The 19,327-nt window shown below is 42.7% G+C and carries 19 protein-coding genes; 15 read left to right on the top strand and 4 right to left on the bottom strand.

The features are described 5' to 3' along the window. A partial coding sequence (locus tag L7D49_RS06655) for a transposase (protein WP_238079837.1) occupies positions 1 to 278 on the top strand: 278 nt, incomplete at its 5' end. Between the two features lie 148 nt (positions 279 to 426). Here the strand turns inward: L7D49_RS06655 and L7D49_RS06660 are convergent. Next, positions 427 to 1,056 carry a CBS domain-containing protein gene (locus L7D49_RS06660; protein WP_238080064.1) on the bottom strand — a complete coding sequence of 210 codons (630 nt, stop codon included), beginning with the start codon at positions 1,054 to 1,056 and terminating at the stop codon, positions 427 to 429. Between the two features lie 135 nt (positions 1,057 to 1,191). Between L7D49_RS06660 and L7D49_RS06665 the strand changes: the two genes are divergently transcribed. Next, the gene (locus tag L7D49_RS06665) at positions 1,192 to 1,836 is read left to right on the top strand and encodes a LytTR family DNA-binding domain-containing protein (protein ID WP_238080065.1); all 645 of its coding nucleotides are present in this window, start codon (positions 1,192 to 1,194) and stop codon (positions 1,834 to 1,836) included. Between the two features lie 210 nt (positions 1,837 to 2,046). Beyond that, positions 2,047 to 3,564, top strand: a complete 1,518-nt coding sequence (locus L7D49_RS06670) for an acetyl-CoA hydrolase/transferase family protein (RefSeq protein WP_238080066.1) — start codon at positions 2,047 to 2,049, stop codon at positions 3,562 to 3,564. 95 nt (positions 3,565 to 3,659) lie between these two features. Here the strand turns inward: L7D49_RS06670 and mgtE are convergent, their stop codons facing one another. After that, positions 3,660 to 5,018: a magnesium transporter gene (gene mgtE, locus L7D49_RS06675; protein ID WP_238080141.1), complete on the bottom strand. Its 1,359-nt coding sequence runs from the start codon at positions 5,016 to 5,018 to the stop codon at positions 3,660 to 3,662. Positions 5,019 to 5,193: 175 nt separating this feature from the next. Here mgtE and L7D49_RS06680 point away from each other — a divergent pair, with 175 nt between their 5' ends. The 4 genes from L7D49_RS06680 (at position 5,194) to L7D49_RS06695 (ending at position 8,197) form a co-directional block, all read left to right on the top strand. After that, complete coding sequence (locus L7D49_RS06680; protein WP_238080067.1) at positions 5,194 to 6,021, top strand: transporter substrate-binding domain-containing protein; 828 nt, start codon at positions 5,194 to 5,196, stop codon at positions 6,019 to 6,021. 70 nt (positions 6,022 to 6,091) lie between these two features. Then, the gene (locus L7D49_RS06685) at positions 6,092 to 6,724 is read left to right on the top strand and encodes an amino acid ABC transporter permease (protein WP_238080142.1); all 633 of its coding nucleotides are present in this window, start codon (positions 6,092 to 6,094) and stop codon (positions 6,722 to 6,724) included. 13 nt (positions 6,725 to 6,737) lie between these two features. Continuing rightward, on the top strand, positions 6,738 to 7,466 hold the full coding sequence (locus L7D49_RS06690; RefSeq protein WP_238080068.1) for an amino acid ABC transporter ATP-binding protein: 729 nt from the start codon (positions 6,738 to 6,740) through the stop codon (positions 7,464 to 7,466). Positions 7,467 to 7,801: 335 nt separating this feature from the next. Then, a complete protein-coding gene (locus L7D49_RS06695) occupies positions 7,802 to 8,197 on the top strand; it encodes a VOC family protein (RefSeq protein WP_238080069.1) in 396 nt (131 codons plus the stop codon). A 61-nt stretch (positions 8,198 to 8,258) separates the two neighbouring features. Here the strand turns inward: L7D49_RS06695 and L7D49_RS06700 are convergent, their stop codons facing one another. Beyond that, positions 8,259 to 8,939, bottom strand: a complete 681-nt coding sequence (locus tag L7D49_RS06700) for a hypothetical protein (RefSeq protein ID WP_238080070.1) — start codon at positions 8,937 to 8,939, stop codon at positions 8,259 to 8,261. Positions 8,940 to 9,124: 185 nt separating this feature from the next. Between L7D49_RS06700 and L7D49_RS06705 the strand changes: the two genes are divergently transcribed. The 8 genes from L7D49_RS06705 (at position 9,125) to L7D49_RS06735 (ending at position 17,901) form a co-directional block, all read left to right on the top strand. Beyond that, positions 9,125 to 10,372: a helix-turn-helix domain-containing protein gene (locus L7D49_RS06705; protein ID WP_238080071.1), complete on the top strand. Its 1,248-nt coding sequence runs from the start codon at positions 9,125 to 9,127 to the stop codon at positions 10,370 to 10,372. Positions 10,373 to 10,377: 5 nt separating this feature from the next. Then, on the top strand, positions 10,378 to 10,506 hold the full coding sequence (locus L7D49_RS20195; RefSeq protein WP_269135887.1) for a hypothetical protein: 129 nt from the start codon (positions 10,378 to 10,380) through the stop codon (positions 10,504 to 10,506). A 184-nt stretch (positions 10,507 to 10,690) separates the two neighbouring features. Next, on the top strand, positions 10,691 to 11,008 hold the full coding sequence (locus L7D49_RS06710; RefSeq protein ID WP_238080072.1) for a hypothetical protein: 318 nt from the start codon (positions 10,691 to 10,693) through the stop codon (positions 11,006 to 11,008). 137 nt (positions 11,009 to 11,145) lie between these two features. Further along, positions 11,146 to 13,689 carry a cytochrome b/b6 domain-containing protein gene (locus L7D49_RS06715; protein WP_238080073.1) on the top strand — a complete coding sequence of 848 codons (2,544 nt, stop codon included), beginning with the start codon at positions 11,146 to 11,148 and terminating at the stop codon, positions 13,687 to 13,689. Further along, the gene (locus tag L7D49_RS06720) at positions 13,686 to 14,573 is read left to right on the top strand and encodes an ABC transporter ATP-binding protein (RefSeq protein ID WP_238080074.1); all 888 of its coding nucleotides are present in this window, start codon (positions 13,686 to 13,688) and stop codon (positions 14,571 to 14,573) included. Before L7D49_RS06715 ends, L7D49_RS06720 begins: the two co-directional genes overlap by 4 nt. A 57-nt stretch (positions 14,574 to 14,630) precedes the next feature. Further along, entirely contained in the window at positions 14,631 to 15,509 is an 879-nt protein-coding gene (locus L7D49_RS06725) for an ABC transporter ATP-binding protein (RefSeq protein WP_238080075.1), read from the top strand. Next, a complete protein-coding gene (locus L7D49_RS06730) occupies positions 15,506 to 16,609 on the top strand; it encodes an ABC transporter permease subunit (RefSeq protein WP_238080076.1) in 1,104 nt (367 codons plus the stop codon). The genes L7D49_RS06725 and L7D49_RS06730 overlap by 4 nt, the downstream gene beginning before the upstream one ends. Beyond that, positions 16,606 to 17,901, top strand: a complete 1,296-nt coding sequence (locus L7D49_RS06735) for an ABC-2 family transporter permease (RefSeq protein ID WP_238080077.1) — start codon at positions 16,606 to 16,608, stop codon at positions 17,899 to 17,901. The genes L7D49_RS06730 and L7D49_RS06735 overlap by 4 nt, the downstream gene beginning before the upstream one ends. A 60-nt stretch (positions 17,902 to 17,961) precedes the next feature. Here L7D49_RS06735 and L7D49_RS06740 read toward each other — a convergent pair whose 3' ends face one another. Next, entirely contained in the window at positions 17,962 to 19,182 is a 1,221-nt protein-coding gene (locus L7D49_RS06740) for a helix-turn-helix domain-containing protein (protein WP_238080078.1), read from the bottom strand. Positions 19,183 to 19,327 lie beyond the last annotated feature (145 nt).

A 19,327-nucleotide genomic window follows, 5' to 3' on the forward strand; every position in this document is an offset into this window, starting at 1 on the left:
AGAGTAAGAATCAGCAGAAAATCATTCAACGACATATCTGGCAGGATTACCTGGATGTAGCGGAAGAATTGAGACATCACCATGAGATCAAAGAGATATACGGGAAGCGCAAAGAGACGATTGAACGTGTCTTTGCAGACGCCAAAGAAAAGCATGGCATGCGATGGACAACCCTCCGGGGTCTCAAAAAATTGTCCATGCAGGCGATGCTGACTTTTGCTGCCTTAAATCTTAAGAAGTTGGCCAGCTGGACATGGAAAGCACCAGCCGTGGCGTAATTAAAAGGAAAATAGAACAGTGCTAGGACGCATTCTCGCAAAAAAACACTAAAAAAACACGAAAAGGGTTGGAAATCAATTTGATTTCCAACCCTTTTGTCTACAGTCTGAAGCGCCATCCAAATAAATGGATGGCGCTTCTCTATGTTTATTTTTTATTCAATCTGGAAACCTGCAGAATACGGAAACCGTTCTTCTCCAGCTTTTCACGAAGTTTGGCGACTTCCTCATCGCTTCGTGTATCTTCTAGAGTAATGACAACGCGGCGTGCGAGGGCGGAACCATTATCGAGTGTCAGCAAGCCTTCGATATTGTCGTCACGCAGGGTTTTCGTCAGACGGTTGATCATTCCTTTTGCCTCTGTTGAAGCGAGGGTGATGTTAATGCCGCCTGTTTTTAATCCAAACGCATCTTCCAGTACGCTTTCGACTTTATTGTGTGTTAAAATGCCAAATAGCTTCCCGTCTTTTACGACACTGATAAATGGCAATGCCTTAATTTGCAAAAGTGCATTTAAGAAGGACTCGTCTTCTGTAATAAAGATATCCGCATGCTTAACGAGAGAATCGATGGATGATTGCTCATCCCCTTTCTCTTCGTACAGGTATTCGATCAAGTCCACTTTGTATAGCATTCCTTTGTAGGCATCCTGCCGGTCTACAACTGGTATGCAACGGTACCCCGTCTCATTAATTTTTTTCAATGCATCTTTTACAGTCTCTTCAATAGAAACCGTTGCCACTGCTAAACGTTCCAGCGTCAAGTCTCGAATATGCATCGTCATTCCCCCTTATCTACAGTCATTTCAGTTAAATCAAAATATTGATTAAAATTTATTATAAGTGAGAGCTTGATTCTTTGACAAGTGAATTTATACTATTTGTATAGGTTCAGAGGAAAAGGAGTTATCCAAATGGAAACATTGCATCATGCGGCCCTCCTAGATGTCATGGGGGATTTGTTCGCAGACGAGATTTCCATCGTCGTGGCGAATACGAAGGAATATGTCTATTATCGGCCGAGTAAGCGAGTCGATTTAAAAATAAAACCGGGCGATCCGGTAAAAGAAGGTACGATTGCGTACAAGGCGCTTCACGAGGATCAGCGGGTATCCGAGTTTATCCAGCGGGATGTCTTCGGAGTCCCTTACCAGGGGATGGCGGTGCCGTTCCATCAGGAAGGCCAGCTGGCCGGGTGCGTTGTTGCGATTTATCCGGCGTTTACGGAAGGGAAGTCCGTCGTTACAATCCGGACGCAAGATGGCTGGGTCCCTGTTCCGTTCGCTGATGTGCATTATATTGAAGTGAAGGACCGAAAAACATATGTCATTGCGGATCAGCTGACAGGTACGCATAAGAATTCCCTTCAAAACTTCGAGTTCAGTTTGCCGCGTGATTTGTTTGTCCGCTGCCACCGTTCCTTCATTGTGAATGTCCATCACATAAAAGAGATCTATCCCGATACCCATTCTACGTTTGTGCTTGGAATGGCGAACGGGGCAAAGATTCCGGTCAGTCAATCCTATTCCAGCTACTTCCGGAAAATGCTCGGGTTTTAAAAATCCTTAACCCTCCTGCGGCGGTTTTTGAAACGAATACCTACTCAATCCGCCTGCAGGCCATCAAAACAAAAATCTTCTGCTTGACCCTGAAATTGTCCCTTTTCGTCTTCATATTTCCTTAAATGCGCTCCATTCCACTATCGTGAAAGCGGTTGCGGTACGATAGATTTACGATTATCTAAAAGTTACGAAAAGGGGCAAGGCGGTATGGGGCAGCAAATGGATCGGATTCGAATCGATGAATTGAAAAACTTGGTCGTGTCCCCCGAAGAGGCAGCATCATGGATTTCGGACGGGATGACGCTTGGGCTCAGCGGGTTTACACGGGCAGGTGATGCCAAGGCAGTTCCAATGGCGTTAGTAAAACGGGCGGAAACAGAAACATTTAAAGTAAATGTCTACACAGGAGCTTCCCTTGGTTCGGATATTGATAAGCTTTTTGCGGAAGCGGGAATTGTACATAAGCGGTTGCCTTTCCAAGCGGAGCCGGCAATGCGCAGGAGCATTAACGAAGGGGATGTGCTATTCTGCGATCATCATTTATCGCATACGGCTGAATGGATTCGTTCCAATGTTATTGACTCGATTGACTTCGCGATATTGGAAGCGGTTGCAATTACGGAGGACGGAATGGTGATACCATCAACGTCCGTCGGCAATTCTTATTCGTTCGCCAAGCATGCAAAGTCAGTTATCATTGAAATCAATTTAGCGCATGCTGCGGAATTGGAAGGCGTCCACGACCTGTACGATCCGGGCAAGCAAGGCGAACGTCAGCCGATTCCGTTGGCTAAAACAGATGACCGGATCGGTTCAATTGGGATTCCTGTAGCGCTGGAAAAAATCAAAGGCATCGTCTTTACGAATCAGCAGGATTCCCCTTCGCTCATCACGCAGCCTGACGAAGAGACGCAAATGATGGCGGGACATCTTCTCGAATTCCTCCGTTCAGAAATAAAGGCGGGACGATTGACGAATAAGCTGGCACCTTTGCAATCCGGTATTGGGTCACAGGCGAATGCGGTACTTCATGGGATGCTGCACTCTGAATTCGAGGAGCTGGAAGTCTACTCCGAAGTGTTGCAGGATGCTGTATTCGACTTGATAGACGCCGGAAAAGTCCGTTTTGCGTCATGTGCTTCCATTACATTGTCACAAGAGAAGATGGAACAGGTTTTCTCTAATTTTGAAAACTATCGAGACAAACTTGTCATGCGGCCACAGGAAATTTCCAACCATCCGGAAATTATTCGCCGGCTTGGCTTGATCTCGATCAATACAGCGCTTGAACTTGATATTTATGGGAATGTCAATTCAACACATGTGACCGGAACGAAAATGATGAATGGCATCGGTGGCTCCGGCGACTTTGCACGAAATGCCAGACTTGCAATCTTTGTGACGAAGTCAGTCGCTAAAGGCGGCGATATCTCGAGTATCGTGCCGTTCGTTTCACATGTCGACCATACGGAGCATGATGTTGATGTCATCGTAACAGAACACGGCTATGCTGATTTACGTGGGCTTGCCCCGCGGGAGCGAGTCGGGTTGATCATCGAGAACTGTGCGCATCCCGACTATCGTGAACCCCTTTGGGCATATTACGAGGAAGCGCTCGGGCGTGGCGGGCATACGCCGCATGTCCTTGAAAAGGCATTCTCCTGGCATTTGAATCTTATGGAACATGGCACGATGCGTTCGAAAGTGGAAGAAACAGCACAATGAGTGCCTTCAGGTGAAAGCCTGTTGACATATTACCTACCTGTAGATGAAAAGGAGTCCCGTTCGCGGGACTCCTTTTTGCGTGTGCATTCACGATCTCACATCAGTTTTGAAATAAACATCGTAGCGATGCCAAAGTAAATGAGCAATGACAGGATATCGTTGATGGTTGTGATCAACGGTCCGGATGCCACTGCGGGGTCCACTTTGAATTTATTTAAAATAAGTGGAATGACGGTTCCAGCGAGTGTACCGATGATCAGCGTAGCGACGAGGGAAGAACCGACGACGAGGCCGAGAGTGAAGCTGCCTTGCCAAATATAAGCGATGACAGAAATGACGGCACCGCAGACGACCCCGAGAAGAACGCCGACAATCAGTTCTCGGAAGACCAGTTTCAATCCCCTCTTCAAATCCATGTCATCAGAGGCGAGTCCCCGTACCACGACAGCGAGCGACTGGGTTCCTGTATTCCCGGTCATTCCTGCAATCATGGGCATGAAAAAGGCCAATGCGACGACTGCTTCTAATGTATCTTCAAATTTAGAAATGATACTTCCAGAGACGAGGCCAATGAACAATAGAAGTATGAGCCAAGGCAAGCGGCGATACGCAGCGATGAATGGAGGTGTATTAAAATCGATTGACTTACCTGAGGCAAACAGCATCTCGATGTCTTCATTCGCTTCCCGAACGACAATATCAAGTACATCGTCCGCTGTAATAATGCCGACGAGAACGTTTTGATCGTTCACTACCGGAAGGGAAACAAAATCATATCTCCCAATCATTTTTGCAACATCCCGCTGCTGGGTCGTCTCGTGTACACTCATTACATCTGATGTCATGATGTCCTTCACGCAGTCGTCCGGTTTGGCGAGCAATAAATCCCGGTAGGATAAGACGCCGGCCAGTTTTTTATCGTCAGTAATAATATAGACGTAGTTTAAATAGTGGGCGAACTCCTTGAAGTTCTTTAGTTTATCGATGGTCTTTCCCACGGAATAAGATTGATGCACCCAAACATAGCGGCTCGTCATGATTCTTCCGGCCGAACGTTTCGGATACTTCATCATCTTTCGTATATCTCGTTTTTCCTCTTGTCGCAATTCTGCAATCAGATGCTCGATTTCCTTATCGGGCAGGTCAGACAGCAGATAGGACAAATCCTCGCTCTTCATCAAATCGAGCAAATCGTACGAACGTTTCGGGCCAATTATTTTCAGCACATCCAGTTGCTCATTCTTTGTTAAATATCGAAGCAGCGTAACCACATTTTCCGTGCTAATGATTTCAAGAAATAGCGGACGCCGCTTTTTCGGGAGACAGCGGTATTGGGCCGCAACCTCAAACGGAGGCAGCTCTTCAATTGCTTTTTTGAATTTGTCTTTGTTTCCTTCTCTCAGCAGCTGAATGAGCGCTCGTGAGATTTCATCCCGGTTCCCATTCACTGGCATTTGCTCCACCTCACTTTTACTATTCACTCAATGAAACTCTTACAAGCCCTTCTTCCCTAAATATCTGCGAAGAAAACAATCTCAAAAATTATATGTTTAGTCAGAGAACAATAGGGAAAGTGAGTTAGTGACCTAAAAAACGGTGAAATGCCGGAACAAAAAGGGGAGACTCATCATGAGTAAAATGAAGAATTGGGTAGTTATCTTAGCCGCGGTCATGCTGGTGCTGACGGCGTGCGGAACAAAAAAAGAGGATAAGGGGAGCGCAACTACGACAGAAGAAGGCTATGAGCTCGTACATAAAGGGAAGTTGACATATGCCGCAAGTGGACTTTATAAACCTTTTAACTTTGAAGAGAATGGGGAACTGACGGGCTTTGACGTAGAGATCGGTAAAGCGATCGCTGAAAAAATGGGATTGGAGCCGAATCCGGTAACAAATCCATTTGAGACAATCCTGCAAGGCTTGGTCGCCAAAAAATATGATGCCATCATCGGGTCGATGGCCTACACCAAAAAGCGGGCGGAACAAGCCGCATTTACAGAGCCTTACTATTATTCAGGAGGCATGATCTGGGTATCTGCAGACAACACTGACATCACGTCTCCGGAAGACTTGAAAGGTAAGAAGATTGGCGTCGTCGCGCAATCGACTTATGAAGAACCGGCTAAAACTCTTTCCGATGATATTCAATATTACAGCAGTGATGTTGTCGCATTGAAAGACTTAACGGTAAAAGACCGCCTGGATGCCGTCATTACCTCTGACATCGTCGGATTTGAAGCGAAGGATAATGGGTTTGCTATTAAAGAAGTCGGCAATCCGCTTTGGGTCGAACAGCCATCCATTGCCGTTCGCAAAGATAATGATAAATTACGTGATGAAATTGATAAAGCATTGAAGGAAATCATCGATGATGGTACGTACGAAGAGATTTCCCAAAAATGGTTCAAGCGAAATCTGTTGGAACTTGACTTGCAGGATGCGGAACTACTTGAATAACAAAAGACTTGTGAATGGAAAGAGGGTGTGACCCGTGCCAGAAACATTAGTAACTATATATGAAGTATTCATGCGGACGTACGAAGGCTTCTTGAAAGCGGCACTCGTCACGTTAAAATTAACAGCTGTTGCATTAGTATTGGGAACTGTTTTAGGGATTTTATTCGCATTAATGAAAATATCAAAATCGAAAATTTTGCAGGCAATTGCCAATATCTATATTTCGGTCATTCGGGGAACCCCGCTGATCGTTCAGATCATGTTTTTGTACTATGGGATCACATCGATCATCGTCCTATCTAATTTTTGGGCGGGGGCCATCGCGCTTGGCGTCCATAACGGGGCTTACATCGCTGAAATTTTCAGGGGAGCCATCCAAGGAATTGACCGGGGGCAGAGGGAAGCAAGTTTGGCACTTGGCATGAATCGGAGCCAAGCGATGCAGCGGATCATTTTCCCGCAAGCATTGCGCCGTGCCATTCCACCACTTGGCAATCAATTCATTATTACGCTGAAGGATTCATCCCTCGTCTATGTCATTGGCGTTACGGAGCTGTTCGGATTGGCGAACCGCGAAGCGGCATCATCCTTCATGCCATTTGAGACATTCATGGTTGTCGGACTCTACTATCTCGTCCTCGTTCTCATCTTTACCGGATTGCTCCGACTGTACGAGAACAAATTGAATGTCGAGAAATCGTGAAGGAGGGAACAACATGATTAAGACAGAGAATCTCCATAAAAGATTCGGCAAATTGGAAGTGCTGAAAGGAATTGATCTGACGATACACCCAGGCGAAGTGGTCGTACTGGTCGGCGTCAGCGGCTCGGGGAAAAGTACGTTGCTTCGCTGCCTGAACTTCCTTGAAAAGGCGCAAGAGGGCAACATCTTCATCGATGGCCGGAAAATCGACCGGAAGAAGGATAACTTGCCAAAGGTACGCGAGGAAGTCGGAATGGTTTTTCAACATTTCAACCTGTTTCCGCATAAAACCGTACTCGAAAATATTATAGAAGCGCCGATGATCGTCAAAAAGATGGACAAGTCCAAAGCAGAACAGCTTGCGCGCGAACTGCTTGAAAAAGTAGGCTTGTCTGACAAGGCGGATGTCTACCCGAACAAGCTGTCAGGCGGTCAAAAACAACGGGTTGCGATTGCCAGAGCTCTGGCAATGGAACCGAAAGCGCTCTTGTTCGACGAACCGACATCGGCACTCGACCCTGAACTCGTAGGGGAAGTTTTACAAGTCATGCAGGACCTTGCAAATGAAGGCATGACAATGGTCGTCGTGACACATGAAATGAAATTCGCCCGAGAGGTCGCCAGCCGCGTCATCATGCTCGACAAAGGGTGTATCATCGAGGACGCAGATCCCGAAACGTTCTTCAATCACTCATCGAATGAACGGACACGGCAGTTTTTAGAGATGGTAGATGTGAAATAGAGCTATCATATCGGATAAAGAGAGAAGCAGCTTTCCTTTTACATGGGGAGGCTGCTTTTTTGTCAAAGAAGGGTTTCCTGTTTGAATAGAGAAATAAGAGGCAGTAGAAAGGGGGGTAAATCAATAATTTACAGTCAACTTTCTGAAGTGTGAATGCCAGGAGGAGGTGGGTGTGTTCCTATTTGTAAGGCAATAAAGCTATTATGAAAAAGCTATGAAACATCTACTGCCTGCAAAGGGGAGACGGGTACTGACTATTGCGATGAACGCTAACGGTAGTGATATTGAGATCGATCTGTTTATCCTGATTCAAAATGAAAAGGGAGGTGGCTGTCATGAAAACAGTCGTAAAACGAATTGAAACGGTCTACTTGCCTGTCCAAAACCCTGCTGCATCAGCGGAATGGTATCAAACCAACTTGAACCTAACTATTTCAGCACCAACTGCACCGGATGCCGTACAAGCCCGGCTTTCGCTGGAATCTGGCCAATCCCTATTTTTAATAAAGGCCAAAGAACCAATCCATGCTAACTTCACAGAAATTGGTGGACAGGAACAATGTATCCTCACCATGGAAGTGAAGTCACTTTATGAACTGCACAAGCAATTATCGGAGAATGGAGTCAATGTAACAGAGATACAAAATCTGCAGGAATGCGGATCAAACTTTTATTTATACGATTTAGATGGCAATAAACTGGACATTTGGAGCGGTTGGCCAGAAGGCTGAATGATAGGAACAAGCCGCAAAATGTAGTTGAACGAATTTGTGGCTTGTTCTAGAACCAAGTTCATTTAATCTCATTCACCCATTCAGGCACATTACTAATATTGGTCCTAGAGGAATTGACCAAAAAAGCTAACTCGGTATCGGAATAAAAACCGTTTCTAATAAAGAGTTGATAATAATGCCGATCATCCTTCCATTCCACTAGATTTCGAGTAACGAGTGCTTCCACTCCATCATCTAAACGAATGGTCTTAACATCTTCTAGTCCCGAGTCTTCCAAAGAATAGTCGAAAGGTTCCTTACTGATACGATAATAATACATTGCGAACACAAGCATCTTGTCATATTCCCAATTAGCCCCTTTACGGATATCCATTTTAATATCGTCCCGATACTCAACATAATGCGTAAACTGCACCGGTTCCCCATCCGAATATGTCACTTCTCCAAAAGTGCATTGAACAAGATACGGCTCATCTTTTGTCAACGGCACATACTTTCCAAACTCCTTCATCGCTTTTTCCGTCTGTTTAAAACGCTTGTATTCACTTTTATCAACCGCTTCATTACTTACATTTTGACTCACTTCAAAATTACTATTAGGTAGCGGCTGAGTGACGAATAAAAAGGAATTGTAATAGGGGGCATTCCGCATACATGAATTGGTAGAGGAAAAATAATAGATACCCAGCGAACTGCACAAGAGGACGAGAACAATGACCCACTTTTTATGTTTTCTCATAGCGGCCCTTCTTTTCTAATTAATTTACAGTTAGCTAGATTATTTCATTTAATTGGAATAGAGTCCAGGGTTTCTTGTAAAATTAATCACCTTATTTCTACTAGTATGAAAAATGTTAGAGTTTCTCTTCACTTCCTTCCATTTACATGGTAACCTATTGTTAATTATAACCAAAGGTGATTATTATGACGGTAGGAGCATTAATTAAACTTGAACGTCTAAAACAAAATTTGAAGCTTGAGGTGTTGGCGAAAGGGATTTGCTCGACATCCCATTTAAGCAGAATAGAGAATGGAAAAGTACAAGTAAGTGATGATATTAAATCTCTCTTGGAGGCTCGGTTAGGGTTAGTACTAACAGAGGAAAAACATGAAATTAGGGGCATGACAGATTTTGAGAATCGTTGTGCGCGAGCAGTGAATTTTCGAGATGGTGAGAGTGCTTCTATATTAATTTGTGAAATGTCTGAGGTGCTGAGGAATGGTCAATTTGATTTTCATACACGCATAAACTTGGAATTATTGATTTTACGAATGCAATTTGTTGTAAGAAACGGCAATGACATTTTGCATAGCCTATCTGCTTATTTTAATTTGCAACCTGAATTGACTCCTGTTCAAATGTTCCGTATTTATCAAATGCGGGGAATGGCATTGTATACGAATGGTCAATTTCAAGAATGTTTAGAAGTATATGCGGAAGCAACGTTAAGAATGGAGAGATTGCAATTATCATCGTATGAACGTGCGGATTTTGCTTATGCCCAATCAGTGGCATTTATTGCAAATGGGGATCCATATAATGCGTTAGAACAGGCAATGGTAGCTCTCCATTATTTTCAATCCATCATGGCGATAAGGAGAGTTGTAGAATGCCATATTGTTTGCGGCATTGCTCATAAAAAGAATGGAGAGCCTTTAAAAGCGCTTGACACGTTCGAACTCGCTGAACAGATTTGTCTAGAAAATGGTCAGAGATCATTCTTAGGAATTGTACACCAAAACATAGGGGATGTTTTTTCGGAAGTTGGAGAGACAGAGAGAGCTATTTATCATTTTAAAGAAGCCATCAACTATAAGGAGAAGCCGCTTGAATTAATGTATACTATCCTATCATTAATTATTGAATATGAGCGAAGAAAGGAGTATGAGAACACCTCTCGTTGGCTGAACAAAGGTTATCATCTACTATCTAAATTGAGCAAGAAAAAGAGAGAGTATTATGAAACACATTTCAATGTTTTTCATGCCTTATGTAATAATGATGTACAGGCATTGGAACATGCATTAAAGACGGCTATTGATGTCTTTATGAGAAGGTGTAATGAAGCTGAATGGAAAGATTACGCGAAACGACTTGCAAAATTTTATGCTGGTAAGGGGAAGTATAAAAAAGCAGTTTACTATTACGAATTAATTCTAGATGGGAGTTGAATTAAATGAAAAAATGGTTATGGGCAATGCTTATTGTTTTGCTTTGTTTTAGTGGAAATACTGAGTTGAATGCGAGTAGTGAGAGGGAAGAATTGCCCGAAGTACTAGGAGGTAGCAACGGGGAAGGAAGGTAAACATATATTTGTACAATCTTCTCTAGAATTCATTACTAAAACCAGAAGTTCTTCAAGATATTTGTGCAAAAAAAAGATATAGATTTATGCGGTTTTATATGGAATGATTGAATTATAGGAATTATCGGCCGATATTCCGTGTTTTTTCACTGGAAAAACCATATAAAACGGAGGGAATAGCTTTATGAAGAAATTTAAAGTGATTAGTTTAAGTCTAATACTTGCTTTAGGATTTGGTTTTTCGACACAGGGATCAAATGTACAAGCTGCTGAAAATCTTGAACCAGTAGTTTCTCCAGCAGCAGATGAAATTTTTGTTAGTAGAACAGTGCCATTTACTTATTCCAAATCCATGTGGGTAACTGAAACACGAAACGGAAAAACTTATTCGGGATATATTTATAATCGTGGGTTTGCAGATAGTTCTGGGAACTATTCATTTTTCTCTGGATATATTTCTGTAGGTCCTTATGCACCTGTGGAAACAAAATTAGAAGATTAAACAGTGACTCTTTCACATTAATATCTATCTCCTTTAAGTAGACCTCAGCGCTCTGAAGGGATTACTTAAAGGAGATTTTTGTAATTGATAGAGACTAGATAGAAAAATATTAATTTAAATGGTCTTGGGGGTATAGGATGAAGGGAGTTATCGACTTTTTTATAAAGGGAATTATAAAAAGTAAATATATCTATATGCTACCACTTGCAATTATTTTATTCATAGTATCTTTCCAGGCAATTAACGGCATGCAATCTGAGAGTACCCAAAAAGAGCTACAGGAAACTTTTGAGAGTCGGAAAGAAACTGTCAATTTTTTAATTGGCAAAACACTAAATAAGAAACGAAATATCGGCCTGCCTGAAGAGCAACAGAATGCATTAGATAGTCTATTGCTTCAAGAGGAATATCTTAAAAAGATAGTAGATAAACTATCTGATAATGATTTAAACATTTCCTTCGAAAATCTAGCGTACTTAAAGGAATATGAAGAATATGTAAACTATAATTTTATTAACTACAATAATGTTTCTATATTGCAGGTTGAACAAAAAAAAGTAGAAATTTTAAAGGATAAGGAGTTACCTTTTACAGAACAAAAAACACCATCTACAACAGCATTATTTGCAAAGCAAGTTTTCTTTCTCTTATTCAGTCCAATAACCGCCTTCTTATTCCTACTCATCTTTAGCTACAAGTATGTAGCGGATAAACAGAATCGAATATTTGATTTCTTAAAGATCCACTCCTTATCAAACACCACTATCTATTATGGTTACTTATTTCCGTTTCTCCTTATCATATTAGGTTACATAGCTGTGGCAAGTATCTTATCTTTATTGCCGGCATTGTTGACTGGAAATATTGATACCATCCATTTTCCGATCGAAGTTATTAACGGAGCAGAAACAATATTGGTGCCTGTTTGGAAGTGGTTACTGTACCTCCCGATCGCTTGGGGGATTTTTGTTTCATTGCTGGCAGTGCTGGCACTCTGCCTTTTTAAGATGCGATTTCCGCTTGGTGCGGTATTTGCGGCGGTTGGATTGTCACTTACCGTTGCTTATATTGTACAAGCGCAATTGGGATTTTTTATGTGGAACCCAATTCATTTAATCGTTTCGTTCGAGAGCAATTTGCTGCCAGCTCATGGTTTTATAGCCTTTTTACTAGGTATGTTCGTCTTACTCCTTATTCTTCTGGCTGTTTCTTATCCGATTTTCAAAAGTAGGCGACTGGCTTTACGCATAAAGGCATCTTCTTCAACGAAGAAACAATACCAACCGAAAGGCAAGTTGAAGCTTTTACAATTTGAGCATATTAAGAAGAAACGAAAAGGTCATCTGCTTTTTTCATTGATTCTACTGATCGGTATTATGGGTGGAAACTTTATTATTGTGAATCAACAATATGACAAGCTGCCTGTTACCTATTTGAAAGTCATTGAGGACTTGCAGAATATCCTGATTGAACAGCAACTGCATTGGAAAGTCCTTTCAGACGAGTTTGATACAGAAAGAGAAATCAGGTTACAAGAATCCGATGAGGAAGAAACGGAGCTTGAGGAAGAGAATCCTTATGTAGAAATGATTGATAGTTATGTCTATGAATATAACGTGCTGGAAGAGTTAAAGAAAGATATTCATTCCCCCGACTTTTCCGATACGTATCGTGAAACAATGAATAGGCTAAACACATATACATCCTATAAAGAGCTCGATCGTTCCTTCTGGACTGTAACGGTAATGGCTTCCGAAGAACAACGGCATATTTTAGAAGAGAAAGGCATCACACCGTGGCCGATTGGAGATCAGTGGATTTCTCACTTTCAGGATCCTAGCGTTGCAACGGACTTCGATCGTTACAAGTTGTTGAAAGCCTCACAGGAGCGGAACACAAAATATGATAATAGCGGCTTATTTACGTTTTATAAGTTATTCGATTGGAATGTGATGTGGCTTGCGCTTGGCGGGTTTATTCTCTTGCTGTGGACGAGTCTGTCAGAAGAACAGCGACCCACTCCGTCCATTCATTTCTTAAAAACGAAGCCGATTTTATTACGATCCATTTATCTGAATAAGTGGATTTACAATATGATGATCGCTTATGGATTGCTTCTAATAAGCGCCGGGAGCATTTTTTTAATCAGTTCTCTTATTGGTGGAACCGGAGAATCCCAATACCCGATATTGGTTTATGCCAATTCGGGAAATGATAATAGTTTTACTCTTACATTGCAAACAAGTGAGGGTGGGGAAGGCGGAAATTCAACTGATGGTATGTTTTATTCAAACCAAGATAATGTTAATTTTTCCTTCGAAAGTTTGCTCGTGCTTATATTGAAAAGTGGAATCCTTGTCATGGGTCAAGTCTTTTTCCTAAATGGTTTATTTACGTTGGTGGGAAGATGGCTGAAAAATCATTACGCCACGATCATTATTACGTTGCTAGTAAGTTTTCTCGGCTACTTTGTGGCCAATCAATATATAGCTACTCCTTTCATGTATGTAAATCCATTCGTGTACTTCGATACATGGAACATTGTCGATGGCTGGAAGTCGATTGTGGCAAGCTCGACGCAGGTAAACTTCATCAACGGATGCATTAGTCTATTCGCCACTGGGCTTCTTTTGTTCATTGTAGGATGGGTATCAGGAAGGAAGAGGAGGATGAGTTCATGACCGTTTTACAAGTCGACCAACTTACCAAAACGTATGGGAAGCGGAATGTTTTACAAGCCATTACGTTTGAAATGAAGGCAGGGGAGGTCATTGGACTCGTTGGCCCAAATGGAGCGGGAAAGTCCACTTTAATGCGCTCCATCCTCGCATTAGAAGACGTGGAGCGTGGATCAGTCGCAGTCCAAGGCATCTCAAATCAAAACCCGGATTTTTTTAAATATGTTTCTTTTCTACCGAGTGATAACTATCTATATATGCATTTGACGGGTTACGACCATTTGGTTTTTGTGGCAAACATCTATGGATTGGATAAGAAGAAAATCGATGAGGTTGTAGATACAATTGGGATTCGCACCTATGTCAATCAGCCCGTTAAATCTTATTCTTACGGCATGAGACAGCATCTGCTAATTGCGCTGAGCATCTTAACGAAGCCACTCGTCATTTTGATGGATGAACCTTTCAATGGATTGGATCCGACAAGTACCATTGAATTAAAAGAATTGATCCGCAATCTGCAAGCCAAAGGGATCAGTATTCTTGTGTCAACTCACAATTTGGATATCTTGGAGGATCTGACAAGTACAATCTGGTTCATTAAAGACGGAAAACTGTACAAAACCGACATGGAGCTGGATGTGAACGAGCCATATGAAATTGAAGTAAACATTTCTGATGAAACGAAATTGGCTGAAATGATGGCGGAAAGCGGACTACCCTATCAATTGCTCCATAACAGAATCCTGACAGACCCTGAAGAGAATATGGAGAATTACCTGGAGTGGCTCTTAAGGAATGGAGTGGGCATTCAATCCGTTAATCGAAGTAAGCGTAATTTGGAAGAGATGTATAAACAATTCTATGGTGTCAAACCGACAGTATAACTGAACGTTGGGAATCTATCCACTCGCATATTCAATAAAGGAAAAGGGTGATTACTAGTGATTGTAGCGATAAAGAACCTCTCTAAACAATACAAAAAGCAGCAAGTGTTGCGGGATATTTCCCTGACAATCGATTCTCCCGGCATTTGGGCGCTCGTTGGACCGAACGGTGTTGGAAAGACGACATTCTTGAATATCGTGACGAACTTAATCCCTGCCACTTCCGGAAGCGTGGAGCTGGTCGGTAAGTCGAATAAGAATTATAAGGTTTTCAAGGAGGTCTCGTTTCTCCAGGACAATACAGTCTTGTTCGACTATCTGACTGGCTATGATCATTTGAAATATGTTTGTGATATGCATCGAATACCGGCTAAACGTATCCGGGAAGTGGCAAGTTACGTTGGTATGGAAAATTATTTACGCAAAACAGTGGGAAATTATTCACTTGGAATGAAACAGCATCTCTTGCTTGCGATGGCTATTATTAACGAGCCGAAGTTGCTGTTGCTCGATGAACCACTGAATGGTCTGGATCCTACGAGTGCGATTATGATGAGGAGAATTCTGCTAGAGCTGGCTGATAAGGGAACGACCATCATCTTATCTTCTCATAATCTATCGGAAGTCGATCGGGTCACGAAACAAATCCTTTTTCTGAAAGATGGAAAGCTCATTGAGGAAAACATGGATCAATACGAGCAAGTGTATTACCAAGTTACAGTTAAGAAGAAATCCCCTCTGAAGGAACTGCTCACAGAAAAGGCTTTTGTTTTCGATGAGACGGAATCTGGTTTTCGGATACTTCTAGGTTCACATGAATTTCAATCCCTCCTGGATCTTTTTCAACAGTCGGATGTCGATGTGCTTGATATGCAGAAGGAGATTACTGGATCAGAAAAGCGGTATGAAGAAGTATTTGAAGTGGGATCGCTATGAGACAGCTGTTATTCGAGATGAAGAAAATGACCCGGACGAGACTCCTATTCTTCCTTGCAGCAGGAACACTTCTATTAATTGGCGCGATATTCATCCGCAACGTTCTTCAACAGGACATGGTAACTGCTGAAAAAGTTGAGTCATTCTCAAATCATCTGCAAGACGTAAGTAGTCAAAACAGAACGGATCTTATGATGATGGAGGACGAGCCGAGTGAAGAGCTGGAGCTCCGATTAAATAAGGGTCTTGATCTTCAAGACAAGCTGAATGAGCTGATCGATTCTATTAGTAAGGGTCTATGGGAAGACGAACTGCAAGGGGAAATTGAAGTGTCTCGAAGTGCAATGGCTTATAAAGATGCACGAGGGAGATACACGATGAGCCACGCCGATCTGGAGGATACGATCAGGCTTAACGAACAGCTGTTGGCGCTCGGTTTGCCAAAGGAGGATCCTGACCGTTCTAACCAACCGCCATTATTCATGAAGCAGATGATGGTTCTTGTCCTCAATCCGGTTGGCTATACCGTGCTTTTTCTATTGCTGGGCATATCGATTACGCGAGAGTTTGAAGACCGGAATATGCGAATGGTGTACGCGTTCCCCGTGCCTAGATGGAGGCTTGTACTCGTCAAGTTTATCTCTTTGCTGCTGGTGGCTATGTCCTGGCTCGTCTATTTCTTACTTCTTTCCTATCTGCTTCCTAACCTCGTGATGGAAACGAGAGAACAGATCTTTGATTATCCATTATTGCTTACATCAGGGGAATTAATGCGTGTAGGCTCCTATATTAATGAAGCGGTTCTCTACAGTGCTGGTACCCTGTTTTTTGCTACAGCCATGGTGACTTTGATCGGTTTCGGATTCAGGCAGACGATTGTTTCAAGTGTCATCATTACAGCACTCTTTACAGGAGGATGGATGCTGGCGCGTAATGGAATGGATGTATTCCTAAATCCCTTTACATATGTAAGTGGAAATCAGGTAATTCTTTCACAGCCAGCCTTTTATCCTGGCGGTATACTTGTTCTGCTTATTGTTTCGATTGTCCTCTTGTTTGCTGCGATGTGGAGTAATCAAAGGCGGGGGGTTGCAAAATGAGACAATTCACGTTTGAGCTTAAAAAGCTGATGAAGAAAAAGTCGATTTGGATAGCGACATCCTTGTCGTTGCTCTCGATTCTCACTTTTTCGTATTATCATTTCTCGGTAGCTGATAGTATGCGCGCGGGGAATATAAAGAAAAAGGAAACTACGATTAGCCAATATCATTTGTATATAGAGGATGCGGAAGCTGAAAAAGCCGCTGCTGAAAAACAGGGCGATGAAGAGGCGGCAGCTGCTTTGGAAGGCCATATAGAAAGGTTCAAACAATCTATCGAAAATCAGGAACGTTTTATTGTTGATTATACAAACAGGAATTGGGAACCAATTCTTGCTGAAGTGATCGTCGATTTAGATGTCTTTCTTACCGACAGGGGGAGTCTCGGTGTCGAGGATCAGCTCGTTCAGTCATTCACATTGCGGGCGACAATGGAGGAGCTGCAATGGCTGGAGAAAAATAGAGTTGATCCAGTTGTACAAACAACATCATTCTTTTTACTGCATCCAACCATTTACGATCAATTCACCGGAAGAGCACAAACTGCGTGGGAACAGCTAACGGCTCGTTATGGTGACACCGGGTTTACCTATTTTTATAGCCTGGTCCCGAAGTTCCTCATACCTATCATCATATTGTTCGGCTGTTTCCTTTTTGCAAACAGCGTCTCATCAGAAAATGGCAAGAAGAAAAGGAGCATGCAGCTTCACTTCGTCCAGCCGGTGCCAAGGACCACCATTTTTCTAACGAAATACTTTAGCGGTTTGATAATAACAATCGCTTTTGTTGGCATGATGCTTGGCGCTATCATTCTAAGTGGTGAGTTTGGCAATGGAATAGGCAGCGCAAAGTATCCTGTTCTCATTTATGAAGGAGGAGAGCCTAACCCGTACGGCAGTGAATATAACGCACTCAATCCGGATAAAGATCAGTTTCACTTCATCCCGGTCAGCAAATATGTAAAGGAAGTCCTCTTATTGGGCGTTATTCTGACATTCGTCGTCTACTCCCTGTACTTCCTACTTGCGCTCGCTATCCGTAACCCAATCATTACAGCCCTTGTGACAGGGGCTATCCTATTTGGTGGTATGAAAGTAATCCCTACAGTCGCTTATAATCCATTTACGTATGTGGACATGCACCGTGTGCTGAATGGTGAGCTTGCTGCAATTGCTTTCAATCCCGACATTAGTTTGCAAAGTGGTGCGGTAGCATTAGGCATCTTGGGCTGCTTCTTGTTCCTGATGGGTCTCCTTGGATTTTATGCTAAGAGCAAAAGAGTAGCCGCGTAATGAAAAGGCAGCTTCCTGTAGAGGGGCTGCCTTTTTGTGCAAACAATATACTGGAAGCTATCACTTCTGACAAATTGACTCGTATGTCTCCATAATAAAGTCCTTATAACGAGTGTGCGGCATGCTTGAAATATTCTCAACCGCTATTGAAATCAATCGTTTCGCATCCGTTTCATTCCCAAGGGCGACATGACATAGCGCCGCATATGCATCCTTCTCGTATAGGATAGACAAGTCGAAAGGATGATGTGCATAATCAGGGATGCTCACTCTATTTAAACAAGCGAGAGCCTCTTCGTATCTTCCAAGTCCATACAGCGCTTTTCCTTTCTCCTCCATGAAAGAATAGGTCGTATGCCGCTCGTCGACGCCATACTCGGCTTGGTGTGCTTGGACAAGCTCCAGCGCTTTTGCATATGCTTTTTTGTAAGAAGTTAAGTAGTGGATAGTAATGTAATTGATAAAAGGGATTGCGTCTCGATCATCAGCAAGTTCCCCGTACAAAAGAATTTTCTCCTCATAATACTCCATGGAGGCTTTCTCCTCTTTCATTAGCGCATTGAAGATCGCCAGCTGATACAGGTGGGGAAGGCGATAGAAGATCTGCAGTCCTCTTGAAAATTCAATCCCTTCGTTCATGGCCCGCATTGCTTCCTCGGCGTTCCCGACAGCGAATTGAAGAAGTGCCTCTACATAATCAAAATCCAGGCGGGTAAGGGGCTCCGCAAGACCATTCCGCTCTTCCATTTTCAATCGTTCGTCCAATAACTTTGCTAAGGCCATCTCGTATTTATGTTCCCTAAACGTCACCATCGCCTGGAAAATGCCGATGGCTGCCAGGCGGCTTGTTAGATTCAGTTGATCATACAGGTTAGCAGCCTTCTCCATCCATGCTTTCCAGCCGTCCTTCTTTTCGTAATAAAGGGATTGGCTATAGATCTCCAACAGTCTTGAGGCTTCGTATCCATTATGTAATCTGTCTACATACGGTTCGACCAAACCGATAATTTGCCAGTGTTTATCTTCCTCCGTACTATGGAGAAGTTTCTCTACTCTCTTCACTACATCCCGCAATTCCTGCGTACTCACTTCTTCCAATAGCTCGGACACTTCCACACCAAGCCGCCCTGCGATATATGAAAGGCTTTCCATCGAGGGCTTTGCCTTATTGTTCTCAATATAGCTGAGCATTGCCTTTGTCAATTTATCTCCAGCCAACGCCTCCAATGTCAATTTCCGCTGTTTTCGCAGCGACCGGATTCGATCACCTAAAGTACTCAAAGTTAATTCTCCTCTCCTCCGTCTATATAGTTAAATTATATTTAACTTTCGCTTGTAATGGAAGAGGGAACATGCTATTCTTTTGTTAAATTAAATTTAACTTTTGAAAGGAGGGTATTTCGTTGTCTGGTTAATTAATTTGAAA

The sequence above is a fragment of the Sporosarcina cyprini genome (genome assembly GCF_022048975.1).
Lineage (GTDB): Bacteria > Bacillota > Bacilli > Bacillales_A > Planococcaceae > Sporosarcina > Sporosarcina cyprini.